Annotated in this window: 18 protein-coding genes; 12 read left to right on the top strand and 6 right to left on the bottom strand. The window is 72.1% G+C overall.

What is annotated here, in order from left to right; translation table 11 throughout:
• Window positions 1-528 precede the first annotated feature (528 nt).
• The 8 genes from HWD93_RS13665 to HWD93_RS13700 all read left to right on the top strand — a co-directional run bounded on the left by HWD93_RS13665 (window position 529) and on the right by HWD93_RS13700 (window position 8,316).
• Window positions 529-1,275 (top strand): glycosyltransferase family 2 protein, encoded by a 747-nt coding sequence (locus HWD93_RS13665; protein WP_071295069.1) that lies wholly within the window; start codon window positions 529-531, stop codon window positions 1,273-1,275.
• Window positions 1,272-1,904 (top strand): DUF2064 domain-containing protein, encoded by a 633-nt coding sequence (locus HWD93_RS13670; protein ID WP_261647102.1) that lies wholly within the window; start codon window positions 1,272-1,274, stop codon window positions 1,902-1,904. The genes HWD93_RS13665 and HWD93_RS13670 overlap by 4 nt, the downstream gene beginning before the upstream one ends.
• Complete coding sequence (locus HWD93_RS13675; protein WP_261647103.1) at window positions 1,901-2,563, top strand: class I SAM-dependent methyltransferase; 663 nt, start codon at window positions 1,901-1,903, stop codon at window positions 2,561-2,563. The genes HWD93_RS13670 and HWD93_RS13675 overlap by 4 nt, the downstream gene beginning before the upstream one ends.
• Before the next feature lie 118 nt (window positions 2,564-2,681).
• Window positions 2,682-2,927: a hypothetical protein gene (locus HWD93_RS13680; protein WP_071295066.1), complete on the top strand. Its 246-nt coding sequence runs from the start codon at window positions 2,682-2,684 to the stop codon at window positions 2,925-2,927.
• Between the two features lie 152 nt (window positions 2,928-3,079).
• Complete coding sequence (gene pgm / locus HWD93_RS13685; protein WP_071295065.1) at window positions 3,080-4,699, top strand: phosphoglucomutase (alpha-D-glucose-1,6-bisphosphate-dependent); 1,620 nt, start codon at window positions 3,080-3,082, stop codon at window positions 4,697-4,699.
• A gap of 12 nt (window positions 4,700-4,711) precedes the next feature.
• A complete protein-coding gene (locus HWD93_RS13690) occupies window positions 4,712-5,422 on the top strand; it encodes a hypothetical protein (RefSeq protein WP_261647104.1) in 711 nt (236 codons plus the stop codon).
• Window positions 5,373-5,648: a hypothetical protein gene (locus HWD93_RS13695; protein WP_261647105.1), complete on the top strand. Its 276-nt coding sequence runs from the start codon at window positions 5,373-5,375 to the stop codon at window positions 5,646-5,648. The genes HWD93_RS13690 and HWD93_RS13695 overlap by 50 nt, the downstream gene beginning before the upstream one ends.
• 187 nt (window positions 5,649-5,835) lie before the next feature.
• Complete coding sequence (locus tag HWD93_RS13700) at window positions 5,836-8,316, top strand: MDR family MFS transporter (protein WP_261647106.1); 2,481 nt, start codon at window positions 5,836-5,838, stop codon at window positions 8,314-8,316.
• Between the two features lie 8 nt (window positions 8,317-8,324).
• Here HWD93_RS13700 and HWD93_RS13705 read toward each other — a convergent pair whose 3' ends face one another.
• Both HWD93_RS13705 and HWD93_RS13710 read right to left on the bottom strand, forming a co-directional pair.
• Window positions 8,325-9,233, bottom strand: coding sequence for a site-specific DNA-methyltransferase (locus tag HWD93_RS13705; RefSeq protein WP_261647107.1), 909 nt, complete (start codon window positions 9,231-9,233; stop codon window positions 8,325-8,327).
• A 54-nt stretch (window positions 9,234-9,287) separates the two neighbouring features.
• Window positions 9,288-10,670 (bottom strand): hypothetical protein, encoded by a 1,383-nt coding sequence (locus HWD93_RS13710; RefSeq protein WP_261647108.1) that lies wholly within the window; start codon window positions 10,668-10,670, stop codon window positions 9,288-9,290.
• Window positions 10,671-10,739: 69 nt separating this feature from the next.
• Between HWD93_RS13710 and HWD93_RS13715 the strand changes: the two genes are divergently transcribed.
• Window positions 10,740-11,027 carry a GNAT family N-acetyltransferase gene (locus tag HWD93_RS13715; RefSeq protein WP_070416961.1) on the top strand — a complete coding sequence of 96 codons (288 nt, stop codon included), beginning with the start codon at window positions 10,740-10,742 and terminating at the stop codon, window positions 11,025-11,027.
• Window positions 11,028-11,066: 39 nt separating this feature from the next.
• Here the strand turns inward: HWD93_RS13715 and HWD93_RS13720 are convergent, their stop codons facing one another.
• Window positions 11,067-11,396, bottom strand: a complete 330-nt coding sequence (locus HWD93_RS13720; RefSeq protein ID WP_261647109.1) for a hypothetical protein — start codon at window positions 11,394-11,396, stop codon at window positions 11,067-11,069.
• Window positions 11,397-11,638: 242 nt separating this feature from the next.
• Here HWD93_RS13720 and HWD93_RS13725 point away from each other — a divergent pair, with 242 nt between their 5' ends.
• Window positions 11,639-13,192, top strand: a complete 1,554-nt coding sequence (locus HWD93_RS13725) for an ATP-binding protein (RefSeq protein ID WP_261647110.1) — start codon at window positions 11,639-11,641, stop codon at window positions 13,190-13,192.
• On the opposite strand, the gene HWD93_RS13730 is transcribed toward HWD93_RS13725, so the two are convergent.
• The 3 genes from HWD93_RS13730 to HWD93_RS13740 form a co-directional block, all read right to left on the bottom strand.
• Window positions 13,177-13,689, bottom strand: coding sequence for a hypothetical protein (locus tag HWD93_RS13730; protein WP_139201881.1), 513 nt, complete (start codon window positions 13,687-13,689; stop codon window positions 13,177-13,179). The genes HWD93_RS13725 and HWD93_RS13730 overlap by 16 nt on opposite strands.
• Window positions 13,690-13,733: 44 nt before the next feature.
• Window positions 13,734-14,783 (bottom strand): biotin/lipoate A/B protein ligase family protein, encoded by a 1,050-nt coding sequence (locus HWD93_RS13735; RefSeq protein ID WP_261647111.1) that lies wholly within the window; start codon window positions 14,781-14,783, stop codon window positions 13,734-13,736.
• 79 nt (window positions 14,784-14,862) lie between these two features.
• Entirely contained in the window at window positions 14,863-15,738 is an 876-nt protein-coding gene (locus tag HWD93_RS13740) for an alpha/beta fold hydrolase (RefSeq protein ID WP_071295057.1), read from the bottom strand.
• A 98-nt stretch (window positions 15,739-15,836) separates the two neighbouring features.
• Here HWD93_RS13740 and HWD93_RS13745 point away from each other — a divergent pair, with 98 nt between their 5' ends.
• Both HWD93_RS13745 and HWD93_RS13750 read left to right on the top strand, forming a co-directional pair.
• Entirely contained in the window at window positions 15,837-16,979 is a 1,143-nt protein-coding gene (locus tag HWD93_RS13745; protein WP_261647112.1) for an inorganic phosphate transporter, read from the top strand.
• Window positions 16,980-16,990: 11 nt separating this feature from the next.
• The gene (locus HWD93_RS13750; protein WP_071303526.1) at window positions 16,991-17,260 is read left to right on the top strand and encodes a hypothetical protein; all 270 of its coding nucleotides are present in this window, start codon (window positions 16,991-16,993) and stop codon (window positions 17,258-17,260) included.
• Window positions 17,261-17,522 lie beyond the last annotated feature (262 nt).

Consider the following 17,522-nt stretch of genomic DNA (forward strand, 5'->3'; position numbering starts at 1 on the left):
GTGCAGTAGGCCGCGCCGCCGCCAGCGGGCGCGGCCGCGATCGGGCGCGCCCGCGAGCGGGCGGAATGCGTCGCCCGGGCTGAGCGGTCGAGCGGGCACGACTCGCCGCTCGCGTTCGGCGAGCGGGCGGAACCGGCCGCACAGCGGCCGCGAACGCGACGTTTCGTGCCCGCTCGGCGACCGGGCAGGCAGGCAGGCGGGCAGGCAGGCAGGCGGGCCAGCGGGCAGGAGCGCGACCGCCTGGAGGCGCGGCGCCGCTCTCCGAAACCGGCGCCGCGCCTCCAGGCCGGCACCTCCACCGCGTGACGCGTCCGTCGGACGCCCCACCCCGGTGTCCCCCGATCAGGGGTGACCCGCCACCGAGAGTGCGCGGAACGTCCATCGGGGGACGCCGATCCTGTACCCCGACCGCTCATCACGTGTTGTGTCGTAGGCATGGAACGACAGCCGGCCCACGAGACCGACCGCCCCGCCCCGCCGACGCGCGCGGCGGGAGCCGACACCAGTCGTTCCGACGCTCCGCACCGAATGGGCGACATGAACGTCGACGTCATCCTCCCCTGTCTCGACGAGGCCGATGCCCTCCCCGAGGTCCTGGGCCGACTCCCGCGCGGCTACCGCGCGATCGTCGTCGACAACGGCTCGACCGACGGCTCCGCCGACGTCGCCCGGGCCCACGGCGCCCTCGTCGTGACCGAACCGGTGAAGGGCTTCGGCTCGGCCTGCGCCGCCGGGGTCGCCGCCGCCACGGCCGAGTACGTCGCCTTCTGCGACGCCGACGCCTCGATGGACCCGGCCGAGCTCGTCCCGCTCGTCGCCCGCGTGGCCACAGGACACACCGACCTCGCCCTCGGACGCCGCGTGCCGACCACGCCGGGTGCCTGGGCACCGCACGCCCGGTTCGCCAACCGCGTCCTCGCGGTCCTCATGCGTCGCGCGACCGGGTACCGCCTGCGCGACCTCGGCCCGATGCGCGTGATGCGTCGCGCGGACCTGGTCTCCCTCGACCTGCGGGACCGCCGCAGCGGCTACCCGCTCGAGATGGTCCTCGCGGCGCACGCCGCCGGGTGGCGCGTCGACGAGTCCGACATCGGGTACGCGCAGCGCATCGGCGACAGCAAGGTCACCGGCACGCTCCGCGGCACCGTCAACGCCGTCAAGGACATGTCGCGTCTGCTGCGCGAGTACCGCCGGGAGGCGCGACCCACCGTCGTCGCACCCGCTCCGGTCCGCCACGTGGCCGGTCCCACCCACTCCGAGGAGGTCCACTCATGACGACCGACATCACCGTCGCGGTGGTCGCGAAGGAGTGCCTGCCCGGCCGGGTCAAGACCCGCCTGACGCCGGCGCTCACCCCCGAGGGTGCCGCACGGGTCGCCGCCGCGAGCCTCGCGGACACGCTGGCGACCGTCCGCGCGCTGCCCGCCGCCCGACGGGTGCTGTTCTACGACGGCACGGTGCTGCCGACCGGTGCCGAGGGCTTCGACGTCATCCACCAGACCACGGGCGGCCTCGACGAGCGGCTCGGTGCACTGTTCGACGCCGTCGACGGCCCGACGCTGCTCGTCGGCATGGACACGCCGCAGTTCGGGCCGGCCGACGTCGGACCGGTGTTCGACGAGCCGCAGCGCGACGCCTGGTTCGGCCCGGCCGAGGACGGCGGGTTCTGGTCCCTCTACCTGCGCGACCCGGACGGCGACCTGCTCCGCGGCGTGCCGATGTCGCAGGACGACACCGGTGCGGTCCAGTTCGCCCGCCTGATCGACGCCGGCCTCGACGCGGGCACCCTCGGGGTCCTGCTCGACGTCGACACCGTGCCGGACGCCGAGCGCGTCGCCGACCTCGTACCAGACTCCGCGTTCGCCGCCGCGCTGCAGGCCGAGACCACGGGGGCACTCCGATGACCATGGAAGCACCCGTCTCCTTCGGGGCCGGCGGTGGCGAACCGTACGCGCGTGCGCTCCGCACCGACGGTCGCATCCGGCTGACGGACACCTCCCGACCGGACCGGGCGGTCACGCTCGACGTCGGCCGCTGGAGCGCCGCGGCGGACCGCATCGACCGGTCGCTCCTCGACGGTGCGGACGGCCCGGTGATCGACATCGGCTGCGGGCCGGGGCGGATGCTCGTCGCCGCGCGCACCCTCGGCATCCCGTCGCTCGGCGTGGACGTCTCCGCCGACGCCGTGGCGATCGCCCGACGCTCCGGCGGGACGGCGATCCAGGGCTCGGTCTTCGACCCCGTCCCCGACGAGGGGCGCTGGGACACGGCGCTCGTGATCGACGGGAACATCGGCATCGGCGGCGACCCGGCGGCCCTGCTCGCCCGGTGCCGCGAGATCGTGCGCGTCGGTGGCCGCGTGGTCGTCGAGACCCACGTCGACCGCACCGCCGACCGGGTGTACACCGCCCGCGTGGTGGACGCCGACGGCCACCAGAGCGCGGGCTTCCCGTGGGCCGAGGTGGGCGTCGACGCCCTGCTCGACCACGCCGAGACGGTCGGCCTCGTGGCGAAGCAGAGCTGGACCGCCGAGGGCCGGACCTTCTGCGAGCTGCTCGCCTGAGCAATCCTTCTTTTGTGTCATGCAAAAGAAGGAGGTAGTGTGGTGGTCATCAAGCCGACGGCGTCGCGGTCGCCGGCCCGGTGACCGACGACCCTCGGCACGACGACGAGGAGCATCCATGCAGAACCGTCAGAACCCCCTGGGCGGCGCGTACGTGACCGGCCTCGAGAACCGTGACGAGCTCGGCGCCTACGCGGTGGACGCCGCCTGGCGACCGATCGGCACCTACACCGGAACCGGGATCGGGCGTGCGCTCGGCCGCTTCGTCGACACGCAGTCCCGTCGGCCCGGCACCGCGACGTCCTCGACGCGCACGGCCACCGGTTCGCTGCGGACCGCGACGGGCTCGTTCCGCACGGCCTGACGCCGTCCCCGTACCGCGAGCGGTCGTCACCCGGGGTGTCCCCCTTTCTCCCCGGTGCGGACGGCCGCTCGCTCCTCGTCCACAGGCGCGCTCGTCGTCCACAGGCGCGACGTTCCTGGGCGTGCCGACCCGCGCGATGCCAGGATGGACGCATGAACGACCGCGCCGGCACCCCTGCCACTGCAGACGACCTCGTCGACCTCGACGCCCTCATCGCCGCGTACCACGAGCGCGTCCCGGACGTCTCCGTCCCCGAGCAGAAGGTCGTCTTCGGCACCTCGGGCCACCGCGGCTCCTCACTGGACTCCGCGTTCAACGACACCCACATCGCCGCGATCACGCAGGCGATCGTCGAGTACCGCACGTCGCAGGGCACCGACGGCCCGCTCTTCATCGGCCGTGACACGCACGCGCTGTCCGGCCCCGCCGAACGCACCGCGCTCGAGGTCCTCGCCGCCAACGGCGTGCACGTCCTCGCCGACAGCGAGAACGGCTACGTCCCCACCCCGGCGCTCAGCCACGCGATCATCGCGTACAACCGTGCCGGCAACGCGGACACGGCGGACGGCATCGTCATCACGCCCAGCCACAACCCGCCCCGCGACGGCGGCTTCAAGTACAACCCGCCGCACGGTGGCCCGGCGGACAGTGACGCGACGAGCTGGATCGCCGAGCGCGCGAACGCGATCATCGCCGGCGGCAACGCCGAGGTCCAGCGCACCGAGCACGCCTCGCCCGACCGCTACGACTTCCTCGGCGCCTACGTCGCCGACCTCGAGAACATCATCGACATCGACGCGATCAAGCGTGCCGGCGTGAAGATCGGCGCCGACCCGCTCGGTGGTGCGTCGCTCCCCTACTGGAACCGCATCCGCGACCACTACGGGCTCGACCTCACCGTGGTCAACCCCGACGTCGACCCCACCTGGTCGTTCATGACCCTCGACTGGGACGGCAAGATCCGGATGGACCCGTCGAGCCCGAGCGCGATGGCCTCGGTCGTCGCGCGCAAGGACGACTACGACGTCCTCACCGGCAACGACGCCGACTCCGACCGGCACGGCATCGTCACGCCCGACGGCGGCCTGATGAACCCGAACCACTACCTCGCCGTGGCGATCGAGTACCTCTACGCGCACCGTCCCGCCTGGCGCGACGACGCCGCGATCGGCAAGACCCTCGTGTCGTCGAGCATCATCGACCGCGTGGCCGAGTCCCTCGGTCGTCGCCTGTGGGAGGTCCCGGTCGGCTTCAAGTGGTTCGTCCCGGGGCTGATCGACGGTTCCGTGGCCTTCGGCGGCGAGGAGTCGGCGGGCGCGTCGTTCCTCCGCAAGGACGGCACCGCGTGGACCACCGACAAGGACGGCATCATCCTGGCACTCCTGGCGTCGGAGATCATCGCGGTCACCGGCAAGACCCCGTCGCAGCTCTACGACGAGCTGACCGAACGCTTCGGCGCCCCGGTCTACCAGCGTGTCGACGCCGCCGCGAGCAAGGAGCAGAAGGCCCGCCTGTCGAAGCTCGACGGTGACGCCATCACCGCCGAGACCCTCGCGGGCGACCCGATCACGGCGAAGCTGTCGAAGGCTCCGGGCAACGACGCAGCCGTCGGCGGCGTGAAGGTCGTCACCGACAAGGCGTGGTTCGCGGCCCGCCCGTCCGGCACCGAGGACGTCTACAAGATCTACGCCGAGAGCTTCGTCGGGCAGGAGCACCTCGAACAGGTGCAGCGCGAAGCCAAGGAGATCGTCGACGCCGCACTCGGGGCCTGAGGTCCCGCGCGGATGGGGTGGTTCGGCCGGAAGCAGGACGATCGGCACGACGAGCCCGCCCCGACGCTCGTGGTGCTCGCGCAACGAGCCCTCGCCGAGCGCGGCATGGAGACCACGGTCGAGGTGCCGGCCGGTGAGCAGGCTCGCCTGGTCGGTACCGACGGCCGGGTCTTCCTGCTCGAGAACCTCGCGGCGCAGGTGCACGGCGAGACCCCGGACGTGCAGGCCGACATGGTCGCCGAGCACTTCGACCGGATGATCCAGGCGTACAGCGAGCCGGCACCCGAGGAGCTCGGCGCCGACGAGCTGCGGCAGCGCATCCGACTGCGGATCCTGCCGGACCCCAGCGCGGACGGCGGCACGGGCCTCGGCGCCGGCCCGTCCGACCCCACCGACCTCGACTACGCCCGACCGTTCGCTCCCGGGTTGGTGCTCGGGCTGTGCGTCGACTACCCGACGATGGTGAGCACGCTGTCGGGTCCGACCCTGCCGCGGCTCGCCCTCGGCATCGACGAACTCTTCGCCTTCGGGCAGCTGGGCACCGACGACGAACCGGTGGACGAGCACGCCGAGATCGCCCCCGGGGTGTTCATCGTGGAGGGCGAGTCCCTGTTCGTCGCGTCGAAGGCGGTCAACCCACACGGCGCTCTTCGGTGCCGCCGGGTTCGGCACGGTGTTCGCGATCCCGCACCGGCACCTCCTGCTCGCCGTCCCGATCCGTGACGCATCGAGCATCACCTCGGTGCAGATGCTCGCCGGCCTGGTCGTGCAGGTGCTCACGGACGGCGAGCACGGCCTGCCCGGCGGGGTGCTGAGCCCCCTGCTGTACTTCTCGCGCCACGGCCGGGTCAGCGCGGTGTCCGGCTTCGACGACGAGACGGGCGCGATGCGCATCGAGGTGGACGAGCGGTTCCAAGAAGCGCTCGAACAGGCCGCCGCAGCGTCCTGACGCACCGCACGCCACGCTCGGGCGTACTGTGACGGCGTCGGGAGCGCTCACGAGGGCGTTCCGACAGACGCCACCGAAACCGGCGCCGGTGCTGCCGATCCACTCAGGAACCCACTCCGGCGCGACCCTTCACCTTGCGGCAGATGTAACTTTGCAGCCAGCGCAAAGTTTCCGGGAGACCCTGCACATGACCCAGACCGCGACCGCACCCGCGGCACCCACCACCTCGTCCAACGCCGTGATGAACCACCGGCAGATCCTGCTGGTCATCTACGGCCTGATGGCGGGGATGTTCCTCGGCGCCCTCGACCAGACGATCGTCGGTACCGCGATCCGCACGATCGGCGACGACCTGCACGGCCTCGACCAGCAGGCCTGGGTGACGACCGGCTACCTCATCGCATCGACGATCACGACGCCGATCTACGGCAAGCTGTCCGACATCTTCGGCCGGCGTCCGCTGTTCCTCACGGCGATCGGCATCTTCATCGTCGGGTCGTTCGCCGCGTCGTTCTCGACCTCGATGCTCATGCTCGCCGGCTTCCGCGCGCTGCAGGGCCTCGGTGCCGGCGGTCTGATGTCCCTGCCGCTCGCCATCATGGGCGACATGCTCGCCCCGCGCGAGCGCGCCAAGTACCAGGGCTACTTCCTGGCGGTCTTCGGCATCTCCAGCGTCATCGGCCCGCTGGTCGGCGGTGTCTTCGCCGGGGCGGACCAGCTGCTGTTCATCGCCGGGTGGCGCTGGGTGTTCCTGATCAACGTGCCGATCGGCATCATCGCGCTCTTCATGGTGCTGACGTTCCTGCACCTGCCGAAGTTCGGCGACCGCGGCAAGCCCCGGATCGACTGGTGGGGCGCGACGCTCGTCATCGTGACCCTCGTGCCGCTGCTCCTCATCGCCGAGCAGGGCCGCGAGTGGGGCTGGGACTCCCCCGGCGCCTTCGCCTGCTACGCGATCGGTGCGCTCGGGCTCATCGCGTTCATCATCGTCGAACGGGCGATGGGCGACGACGCGATCCTGCCGCTGAAGCTGTTCGGCTCGCGGGTGTTCTCGATGTCGGCGATCCTGTCCGTCCTCGTCGGCTTCGGCATGTTCGGCGCCATGCTCACCATCCCGCTGTACCTGCAGATCGTGAAGGGCGTCACCCCGACCGAGTCCGGGTTCGCGATGCTCCCGATGGTGCTCGGGCTGATGATCTCGTCGATCGCCTCGGGCCAGATCATCTCGCGGACCGGCAACTACCAGGTCTTCCCGATCACCGGCACGGCGTTCACGGCCATCGGGTTCACCGTCCTGACGTTCCTCACCGCCGATCGCCCCCTCTGGTTCCTGATGCTCGGCATGTTCGGCATCGGCCTCGGGCTCGGGCAGCTCATGCAGACCCTGACCCTGGCGGCGCAGAACTCCGTCAGCCCGCGGGACATCGGCGTCGCGACGAGCGCCGCCACGTTCTTCCGCCAGATCGGCGGCACCATGGGCACCGCCGTGCTGCTGTCCGTCCTGTTCACGCTCATGCCGACGAACATCACGACGGCGATGCAGAACGAGGGCGACCTGAAGAGCGCCCTGAACGCCGCACTCACCCCGTCGGTCGCGAACGCGTCGGACAACAAGGGCGTGATGGACCAGATCTGGAACAAGATCGTCGACCCGGTGCAGCAGAACGTCCAGGACGGTCTCGACAAGGGCGCTGCCCAGGCCAAGGAGGCCGCCGACGCCGCCGTCACGAAGCAGGTGACGGCCGCCGTCCAGCAGCAGGTCGCGGCCGGCACGGTCCCCGAGGCCTCGGCGGACACGGTCATCGCCCAGCAGGTCGCCGCCGCGAAGCCCGCCGCCGAGCAGCAGGCACTCGAGACCGCCGCGTCGAAGGCGAACGCCGAGGTCGTGGACGGCACGCTGCAGGTGGACTACTCGAACGCCGAGCAGCGCCAGAACGTCGTCGACGAGGTCGCTCCGACGCTCGTCAAGCAGCTCAAGAGTGGTGACTCGAGCGCGAGTTCCTCGACCAGCTCGTCGACGAGCGACACGTCGTTCCTCAACGGCGCGGACAAGCGCCTCACCCGGCCGTTCCTCGTCGGGTTCAGCGACTCCGCCGTGGTCGTCTACTACGTCGGCCTCGCCGTGATCCTGCTCGCCTTCGTGCTCACCTGGTTCTTCCGCGTGCCGCCGCTCCGCAAGGTCTCGGCGCTGCAGGAGCAGGCGAACACCGAGCGCGCGGACAACGAGCGGGCGACCGCCGACGCGGACCGCCTGACCGTGGACGCCCAGCACGCAGCCGCACGGACGGGATCGCTCGTCTCGCCGGACACCGGCTCGATGGCGGTCGTGCCGACCTCGCCGGACGTGGTCTCGCAGCCGCGCTCGGCCGGTTCCGCGGTCGGTGTCGGTGTCGGGCAGTCGACGACCCGGTCGGGCGGAGCAGCCGGCGGTGCCTCCACCGTCTCCCTCGACGGCACCCGCGCACCACTGCCCGACGCGACCACGCACGGCGCGCACTCCGCCGCCGCGCCGGTCGACGAGCCGCCCACCACCACGGGCGCGATCCGCACCCGAGCCGCGCACGCCGCGACGGACGCGACCACGGACACCACCGCCGGCGACGCTGCGGAGGCGAGCCGCGCCTCCAGGCCCGACGAGCACGGGCACGGGCGTCACTCAGCCGAGTAGCGACGCGGTCAGCCCGTCGATGCGTCCGACGGGCTGACCACGTCGAACGACGCCCCCGGCAGTCGTCGGCGCATCACGTCGACCGCGACCGGGTTGTCGTCCACGAGCACGAACCGCCGGCCGAGCGCGCGGGCCACCGCGCCTGTCGTCCCGCTGCCGGCGAAGAAGTCGAGGACCCAGTCGCCCTCGCGCGACGACGCCTGCACGATGCGGCGCAGAACCCCCTCGGGCTTCTGCGTCGGGTAGCCGGTCTTCTCCTTGCCGGTCGGCGACACGATCGTGTGCCACCAGACGTCCGTCGGGAGCTTGCCGCGCTCGCGCTTCTCGGGCGTGACGAGTCCCGGCGCCATGTAGGGCTCACGATCGACCGCCTCGGAGTCGAACCAGTACCGCGACGGGTCCTTGACGTAGACGAGGATCGTGTCGTGCTTCGTCGGCCACCGTGACCGGGACTTCGCACCGAAGTCGTACGCCCAGACGATCTCGTTGAGGAAGGACTCCCGGCCGAACAGGGCGTCGAGCAGCACCTTGGCGTAGTGCGACTCGCGGTAGTCGAGGTGGAGGTAGAGGGTGCCGTCCTCGGCGAGGAGCCGCCACGCCTCGAGCAGCCGAGGTTCGAGGAACGACCAGTAGTCCTCGAACCGGTCGTCGAAGCGCATGAGGTCGCCGCGGACGCGCTCGTAGGAGCTCCCCCGGAAGCCCGTCACCCGCTCACGTCGGCGATCGGCAGCTGCGGCCTCGTCGCCGACCGTCGGCTCGCGGACCGCGGCGCTCGCGTGCCGACGCTGGTAGCGGCCGGTGTTGAACGGCGGGTCGAGGTACACGAGCGTGAACGAGCCGTCCGCCAGGGTCGGCAGGACGTCGAGGTTGTCGCCGAGGACCACCCGGTCCGGGCCTCGATCGTCGCCGCTGTGCACGGGACCATTCTGGTCCACGCGGCGTCCCGTCCCCGCGGAGCCCGCGGGCCGGGCTCAGCCGCAGGTCACCTGGGAGATCGTCGCGTCGTCGTCCGGCAGCCACGCGCCGCCGGCCCAGACGTCCACCGGTTCGCCCGCGCGCAGTGCCGTCGCCACCACGAGGTCGTGCGGACCGGGCAGCGTCGCGACCTCCTCGTCGACGGAGAACTGCACGGTCGCCGAGTCGCAGGACGCCTCGGGGGTGACCTCCCACCCGGCGCAGCCGTAGTCGACGCAGCCGTCCGGCCAGGAGCCGTCGGCGTCCTCGGCGTCGGAGTCGAGCGCGACCCGGGTCAGCGCCACGGGGTGCTCCGGTGCGGTGGAGCAGGTGACGTCGCGGATGCCGCCCCACTCCTCGGACCCCTGCTCGGTGAGGACGAGCGGTCGCCCGGAGGTCAGCACGACCGTGCGGGTGTCGGTGCGCACGTCGTCACCGCCCTCGGTGGCGGAGAACCCGACCGTGACCCGGGCCGGCCCGTCGCACTCGCTGTCGATCTGCCACGACCAGCAGCCGTCCGCGAAGTCGATCGCTCCGCAGGTCGCCTGCCACGTCTCGTCATCGCCGATGAACGACGCGGTGACCGTGCCGTCGTCCGAGGTCCACGGCGCCTGGTCCCCCGCGTCCGGTGCGTCCTGGTCCGGTGCGTCGTCGTCCGGGCCGCTGCCGTCCGGGACGCTGCCGTCGGGTGCGGTGTCCTGGAGTCCGTACGCGAGCGTCTGCCCGTCGCTCTGCAGCGCACGGACGACCGGGTCGACGGCCGTCGTCGCGCCGACGACGAGCAGGAGCGCGGCCGCACCGGCCGTCACGGCGACGACCGTACGGGTGCGGTGGCGCAACGGCGAACGCTTCGGTGCTGTGTCCGCCACGGCGAACGGCCGCACGGCGGGCAGCCCCCACGCCGCCGCCTCCCAGGCAGCCACGGCTGCGTCCTCGTCGAGCTCCGGGAACGCCGCCCGCGCCCGCGCCGGGACCTCCGCCCGCCGCCACACCGCCGCATCGTCCCGGATCGAGGCCGCGGTCCGGTCAGCGAGCTCGCCCGCCCGCGCGGAGCACACCACCAGCACCGCGATCCCGGCCACGAGCGGCAGGAGTCCGACCACGGCCAGACCACCGAGCGCCGCGACGACGATGACCGCGGCGAGCGCGAGGAGCGCCACCACGAGGCCGATCCACTGCGCGAGGCGGAGGCGGCGGGCGGCGGCCGGCACGAAGCCCCGGAACGACCGCGGGACCGGGGCCCAGAAGCGCCAGCCCTCGGGTGCGGGCGGGATCCCCGGTGCGGGCGACCACCCCGGTGCGGGCTCGGCGGCCTGGCGCAGTTCCACCCACTCAGCGGAGGGTGTCGGCCACCCGGGAGGCGTCCGGAAGCGGAACGGCGGGGTCGTCTCGTGCTGCACGATCAGACCCTAGCCCGGCGTCCAGCGCGCACACAGGCCCTTCTTCGGGAGGGGCGTAGCGTCTGCTCCATGGCGACACCCGAGGTCCGGAACGACACCGACAAGCAGCAGTACTCCCTCGTCGAGGACGGCGAGGTGATCGGCTTCGCGGCGTACGAGGTCGACGGCGACGAGATCCGCTTCGTCCACACCGAGGTGGACCCCGCGCACCGCGGCGGTGGTCACGCCTCGATCCTCGTCGAGCACGCGCTGGACGACGTCCGCTCGGGGTCCTCGCGCCGGGTCGTCCCGCAGTGCAGCTACGTCGCGGCCTGGATCGAGCGGCACCCGGACTACCAGGAGCTCACGACCCGCTGACGCGGCCCGCGCGTTGCCGGCTCCCGCGAGGACGAATCGTCAGTACGACCGGTCGTGCGTCCCGGCCCGCACTGCGTGCCGACCGGCGCTGCGCACCGCCGGCACCTTGATGAGGACGCTCCCGCTGAGCAGGTCGTGATCGTCGTCCGTCGGCGTCGGTGCCTCCCTCGGGAGGCGCGACTGCCGTTCGTACTCCGCTTGCGTCTCGTGACGGGTCGGCGCGAACACCTCGTCCATCATCGAGACCACACCGCCGGATCCGCCGCTGCGCGTGGCCTTGTTCGACAGGTCGATCCACCCCACGCGATCGGCGATCCACATCACGACGGCCGCGGCGGCCACCGCCCCCAGGAGGATCAACCAGTTCACGCACACGACGCTACGTCGGCGATCGGACGGGGACATCCGCCGCGCGGAGGATTCTCACGATCCACATGGCTCGTTCTTCAGGACGACACCCACACTGGTCCTGCGGCCGCCCGGGACCCCCCTCTCCGGGCGGCCGACCACGTGCGGCAGGAACCCCACAGTGTCCCCGACCGCCCGGGCGGCCGACCACGTGCGGACCGGGCGGCCGGACGCGTTCCAGCGCTGCGTGCCAGGATGGCGACGTGCTCGACGACGCAGACCGGGACCTCATGCGGGCGTTCGCCCGCTACATCGAGAAGGCGAACGAACTCGCCGCCGCCGAACAGCAGGCGGTGACCACACCGATCGGTGAACGGATCGGCGCCCACCTCGGCGTCGACCCGCAGTCGGTCCCCGTGGTCACCGAGGAGTTCCCCGACCACCGCCTCGTCGACGCCGACATCGCCCTCGAGGAGCTCGCCGGCACCGACCCCGACGCCCTCGTCGGCATCGCGGGCGACGACAGCCGGTTCCACAGCTCCGTCAGCGAGTTCATCGCGAACCCCCACATGCGGTGGGCACCCGGCCCCGTGAGCTACGCCACCCGGGCCACCGGTGCCGACACCACCCGTCGGGTCGTGTCGTTCGGCCTCCGGTTCCTCACCTTCGACGGCGCTCCGGTCGCGGTCGTCCAGCGGTCCGCCAAGCCGGAGTACGGCCGTGGCCGCGCCAGCCTCGAGATCCTGTCGCCCGACCAGGACGCCGCCACCGCGTTCCTGCTCCGCCTCCGTGCCCTGATGATCGAGCGGAGCGTCCTGCGCGGGCAGGTCCTCTCGTTCGTGCAGTCCGAGTACGGGTCCGATGCCGGGGCGACGTTCCTCCGCCGGCCCGAGGTCGACGCCGACGACGTCGTCCTCGGCGCAGGCGTGCTCGACGAGGTGGTCGACCACGTCGTGGGGATCGGCGAGCAGCGTGCGGCCCTCCTCGCGGCCGGACAGCACCTCAAGCGCGGTGTGCTCCTCTACGGCCCTCCCGGGACGGGCAAGACGCTCACGATCCGGCACCTCCTCACCCGGACGACCGCGGTCACCGCGATCCTGCTCACCGGCTCGAGCATCGCGGCGATCGGTGCCGCGGCCGAGATCGCCCGGACGTTCCAGCCGTCACTCGTCGTGATGGAGGACATCGACCTCGTCGCGATGGAACGCCACAGCTCCCCGCAGCCGCTGCTGTTCGAGGTGCTCGACGCCCTCGACGGGCTCGACGGCGACGCGGACGTCGCCTTCGTGATGACCACGAACCGGGTGTCCGTGCTCGAACGCGCCCTCGCGGACCGTCCCGGCCGGGTCGACCTCGCCGTGGAGATCCCGCTCCCCGCCCTGCCCGAGCGCGTCCGGCTCTTCCGTCGGTACGCCGGCTCGCTGCCCTTCTCCGAGGCCGCCCTCGCCGAGGCGGCCGAGCGTGCCGAGGGCACGACGGGCTCCTTCGCCAAGGAGCTCATGCGCCGGAGCGTCCTCGGTGCGGCCCTGCGCGGTGCCGAGCCCGCGGACGTCGACCTGCGTGCAGCGCTCGACTCGCTGCTCACCGAGCGGAGCGCCCTGACCCGGAAGCTGCTCGGAACCCGCTCCGCCGACGACACCGACGAGCCCGACGACGACGAGGAGGACGACGCCGAGCACGAGGTCACCTTCAGTGGCTCGTACGTCGCGCCCGTGAACCAGGCCTTCCTCCGCCCGGGCCAGTCGTCGGGAGGCATCGACCTCGTCCTCCGCGCCCCCGCCGACGACGACGACGAGGACGATCAGCCCAGGTCGTAGGTCCGCTGTCCGGCCTCGAACCCCTTCGGCACGACGCCCACGTACCAGTACGTCACCACGTCACCCCGTCGGACCGCCTCCGGCGCATCGCTGAGCGGTCGCGCCCGGAGCGTCAGTCCGCCGGGCTCCGGCACGGTGATCGACATCCGCGTCGTGGCCCCGCACGGAGCGTCCGTCCGCCCGAGCACGTCCGCGACGTCGGCTCCGGCCGTCGCGCGGAAGTACTCGCCGTCGACACCGTTGCACGCGAGCAGCAGGTCCCAGTCGCCGGCCGGGACGTTCTCGAGGGTCACCATGCCCTCGCCGGCGCCCCCGGCCCCACCGCGACCGTGCTCGGGGTCGGTGATCGCCGTCTCCATCAGCGACGTCCACCGCTGCAGCCCGGACTGTGCGTCACTCGAGGCGTTGTCCGGCGCACCGTCCGAGCACCCCGCGAGGGCGGTCGCGACGAGGCCGACTCCGACGAGTACCGACAACGGACGGGGTGATCTGCGCACCTGCCGACCCTAGGGGGTGCCGTGTGCGGCCGACAGCCGCCCGATCAGGGGACGCGCTCGAGCCACTCCCGCGTCGCGAACTTCGACGCCACGAGCTCCTGCGCCCGCAGCCGCTCGTCCGCGGTCACGTGCCCCTCGTGCGCCCCGTACAGCTTCGTGAAGGTCGCGATGAGCCGGTCGATGATCTCCGCACGGGTGAGGCCGGTCTGCGAGCGCAGCGGATCGACGCGCTTCGCAGCCGAGGTCGTCCCCTTGTCGCTCATCTTCTCGCGACCGATGCGGAGCACCTGCACCATCTTCTCGCCGTCCATGTCGTAGCTCATGGTGGCGTGGTGCAGCAGCGATCCGGTGCCGAGCCGCTTCTGTGCTGCGCCGCCGATCTTGCCCTTGGTCGACGAGATGTCGTTGAGCGGCTGGTAGTAGGCCTCGATGCCGAGGGACTTCAGCGCTTCGATCACCCACTCGTCGAGGTAGGCGTACGAGTCGGCGAAGGTCATGCCTTGCACGAGGTCGGTCGGCACGTACAGCGAGTACGAGATGATCGCGCCGGCGTCCATGAACATCGCGCCGCCGCCGGAGATCCGACGGACGACCTCGACGCCGTACTTCGCAGCGCCCTCGGGGTCGACCTCGTTCTTGAGGGACTGGAACGACCCGATGACGACGGCCGGCTGGTCCCACTCCCAGATGCGCAGGGTCGGGCCGCGGCGACCGGCCCCGACCTCTTCCGTGAGGACCTGGTCGAGCGCGAGGTGCTCGTTCGGGCTGATCGGCCCCTCGTGGATGATCTCCCAGTCGTACTCACGCCAGGTCGACGCGCGCGACAGGGCACGGCGGACGGCGACCCCGACGGACTCGGGCGTGAAGCCGAGCAGGACGGCGTCCTCCGGCAGGGCAGCACGGACGGCGGCGGCGATGCCCGCGGCGTCGGTCGTGGCCGGCAGCCCGTCCACGGCGGCGTCGATGAGCGGCAGCGCGTCGTCCGGTTCGAGGAAGAAGTCCCCGGCGAGCCGGAACTGGTCGATCACCCCGTCGACGACCTCGAGGTCGACGACGACCAGCTTGCCTCCCGGGACCTTGTACTCACCGTGCACACCACGAGCCTACGCCGCGTCGGACGGGAGGCGCGGGGCGGCGCCGCCCCGCGCCTCCCGGCCGTCAGCCGGTACCGTCTCAGGACGTGCGCGCGACCGCCCGGTCCAGCCACGCGACCAGGTCCGCGACGACCTCGTCGCGGTTGGTCTCGTTGTAGACCTCGTGCCGCGCCCCCTCGTACACCCGCACGGTGACGTCGGAGAGCCCACCGCGCCGCCGGTACGCCTGCGCGAGGCGCTCGACCGACCGCGGGCCGCCGAGCGAGTCCTCGGACCCGACCTGCAGCAGCATCGGCAGGTCGTGCGCGATGCCCCGACGCGGGACCCCGAGCAGCCGGAGGGCGTCCCGCAGCCCGAAGAGGCCGATGACGTCTGCCTCGACCGCGAGCGGGTCGGCCGCGACGGCCTCGATGACCGCCCGGTCCCGGGTGAGCCACTCGAACTTCGTCGGCCCCGAGCCCGCGTGTCGGGCGTTCAGGTCGCCGCTGTTCATCCACCCCGGCAACCGGTACGCGCTCGCGGAGAGGACGACCCCGTCGTAGGAGCCGGACGACGTGTTCACGATCCGCTGGGCCATGAGCGAGCCCCACGAGTGGCCGAGCAGCACGAGCGGGACGCCGGGGGTGTCCTCGCGCGCGACGGCACTCATCTGCTCGACGGCCGCGATCGCGGCCCGCAGGCCGCCGGGGCCGAGCCGTCCGAGCTTGGCGTGGTCGCCGTCCCACTGCGCGAGGCCGGTCCGACCGTGCCCGCGGTGGTCGTTCGCGTGCACGGTCCAGCCCGCGCGGACGAGGTCCTGCGCGAGCGGCTCGTACCGGAGTCCGTGCTCGCCGACCCCGTGCGCGATCTGCACGATGCCCTTCGGACGCGCCGCACGCCAGGTCGAGTAGACGATCTCGACGCCGTGCGCGTCGGTGAACGAGGCGTCGCCTCGCGCTGCGGAGAAGGTGGGCACGTGAGCATCCTCGCAGACGGGTCGGACGCAGCCAGGTGGCCGCCGGTGTTCACCCGGCGTTCACGCAGCGGGTTCGGAGCAGGCCTAGCGTCTCGCGCATGGACGTCCTCGTCACCGTCGTGCTGGTGATCGTGGTGGCCCTCGTGTTCGACTTCACGAACGGCTTCCACGACACCGCGAACGCCATGGCCACCTCGGTCGCCACGGGTGCCCTCAAGCCCCGCACCGCCGTGCTCATCTCCGCCGTCCTCAACGTGGTCGGCGCGTTCCTGTCCACCGAGGTCGCGAAGACCGTCTCGCAGGGCATCATCCGCGAGGGGCAGGACGGCATCCACATCTCGCCGACCATGATCTTCGCGGGACTCGTCGGCGCCGTCCTCTGGAACCTCGCCACGTGGTACTTCGGCCTCCCGTCGTCCTCGACGCACGCGCTCTTCGGCGGGCTCATCGGCGCGTCGATCATCGGCGCGGGCCTGGACTCGGTCGACTGGGCGACGGTCGTCTCGAAGGTCGTCCTGCCGGCCCTGCTCTCCCCCGTCATCGCGGGCGTCATCGCCCTCGTCGCGACGTACATCGCCTACACGCTGACGAAGAACGCGACCACCCACGGTGCGGCGACGGGCTTCCGGCACGGCCAGACGATCTCGGCGTCGCTCGTGTCGCTCGCCCACGGGACGAACGACGCGCAGAAGACGATGGGCGTCATCACGCTCACCCTCATCGCCGCGAACTACCAGTCCGCCGGTACCGGCCCGGCGCTGTGGGTGATCCTGGCGTGCGGCCTCGCGATCGGCCTCGGCACCTACATGGGCGGCTGGCGGATCATGCAGACCGTCGGCAAGAAGATCTCCGACGTGCAGTCCCCGCAGGGATTCGCGGCGGAGACCAGCTCGGCGGCGACGATCCTCGTGTCCTCGCACCTCGGCTTCGCGCTCTCGACCACCCACGTCACGAGCGGCTCGGTGATCGGCTCCGGCCTCGGCAAGAAGCTCGCCGACGTGCACTGGTCGGTCGTCGGTCGCATCGTCGTCGCGTGGGTGATCACGCTGCCCGCGGCCGCGGTCGTCGGCGCCCTCGCCACCTGGGTCGCCTCGACGTCGACCATCGGGCTCGTCCTGGTCGCGGTGCTCGCCCTGGCCGCAGGCCTCACGTTCTACGCCCTCGCCAAGCGACGCCCGGTCTCGCACGAGGACATCACCGCGGACGAGGCCGAGCGCGAGCCCGTCGCGGCCCGGAACTGAAGGGGACGACGATGGACATCGACTTCACCAGCATCGGCACCGTCGCGGGGGTCGGCTTCGTGGCCGCGGTCGGCGTGGTGCTCCTCTACACGCTCGGGCTGCGGCTGCTCGGCACCGGCCAACCGGTCGACGCCGGGGGCGAGCACACCCAGTACGCGCAGGAGACCCCGAGGTCCGGCCACACGCCCCCGCTCGCGCTGGCGGGTGCCGGGCTGTGCTTCGCGGTCTGCATCGCTGCCGTGCTCTTCGGCATCTGGATGACGATCCCGCAGTTCCACTGAGCGGCGCGCGGGCGCGCGGGCGCGCGCTTGGTGAGCAGAAGTGGTCGGGTCCGCACGCCGGACCCGACCATTTCTGCTCACCATGCGCGACGGGAGGCGCGGCTCGCGTGGGCAGACTCGCTCACGCCCGCCGCGCCTCCCGTCCGACGGCCCGGGGCGCGCGAACGCCCGCGCACCCCGCAGGCGCGCGCTCGGTGAGCAGAAATGGTCGGGTCCGCACGCTGGACCCGACCGTTTCTGCTCACCATGCGTGACGGGAGGC

Origin of the sequence: Curtobacterium sp. C2H10, from assembly GCF_025407985.1 — a bacterium.
Lineage (GTDB): Bacteria > Actinomycetota > Actinomycetes > Actinomycetales > Microbacteriaceae > Curtobacterium.

Bases quoted from the DNA above. Each gene is read 5' to 3' on its own strand.
- HWD93_RS13665 (WP_071295069.1), top strand. From the start codon at position 529: ATGGGCGACATGAACGTCGACGTCATCCTCCCCTGTCTCGACGAGGCC.
- HWD93_RS13680 (WP_071295066.1), top strand. From the start codon at position 2,682: ATGCAGAACCGTCAGAACCCCCTGGGCGGCGCGTACGTGACCGGCCTC.
- HWD93_RS13715 (WP_070416961.1), top strand. From the start codon at position 10,740: ATGGCGACACCCGAGGTCCGGAACGACACCGACAAGCAGCAGTACTCC.
- HWD93_RS13745 (WP_261647112.1), top strand. From the start codon at position 15,837: ATGGACGTCCTCGTCACCGTCGTGCTGGTGATCGTGGTGGCCCTCGTG.
- HWD93_RS13670 (WP_261647102.1), top strand. From the start codon at position 1,272: ATGACGACCGACATCACCGTCGCGGTGGTCGCGAAGGAGTGCCTGCCC.
- HWD93_RS13690 (WP_261647104.1), top strand. From the start codon at position 4,712: ATGGGGTGGTTCGGCCGGAAGCAGGACGATCGGCACGACGAGCCCGCC.
- HWD93_RS13700 (WP_261647106.1), top strand. From the start codon at position 5,836: ATGACCCAGACCGCGACCGCACCCGCGGCACCCACCACCTCGTCCAAC.
- HWD93_RS13675 (WP_261647103.1), top strand. From the start codon at position 1,901: ATGACCATGGAAGCACCCGTCTCCTTCGGGGCCGGCGGTGGCGAACCG.
- pgm (WP_071295065.1), top strand. From the start codon at position 3,080: ATGAACGACCGCGCCGGCACCCCTGCCACTGCAGACGACCTCGTCGAC.
- HWD93_RS13750 (WP_071303526.1), top strand. From the start codon at position 16,991: ATGGACATCGACTTCACCAGCATCGGCACCGTCGCGGGGGTCGGCTTC.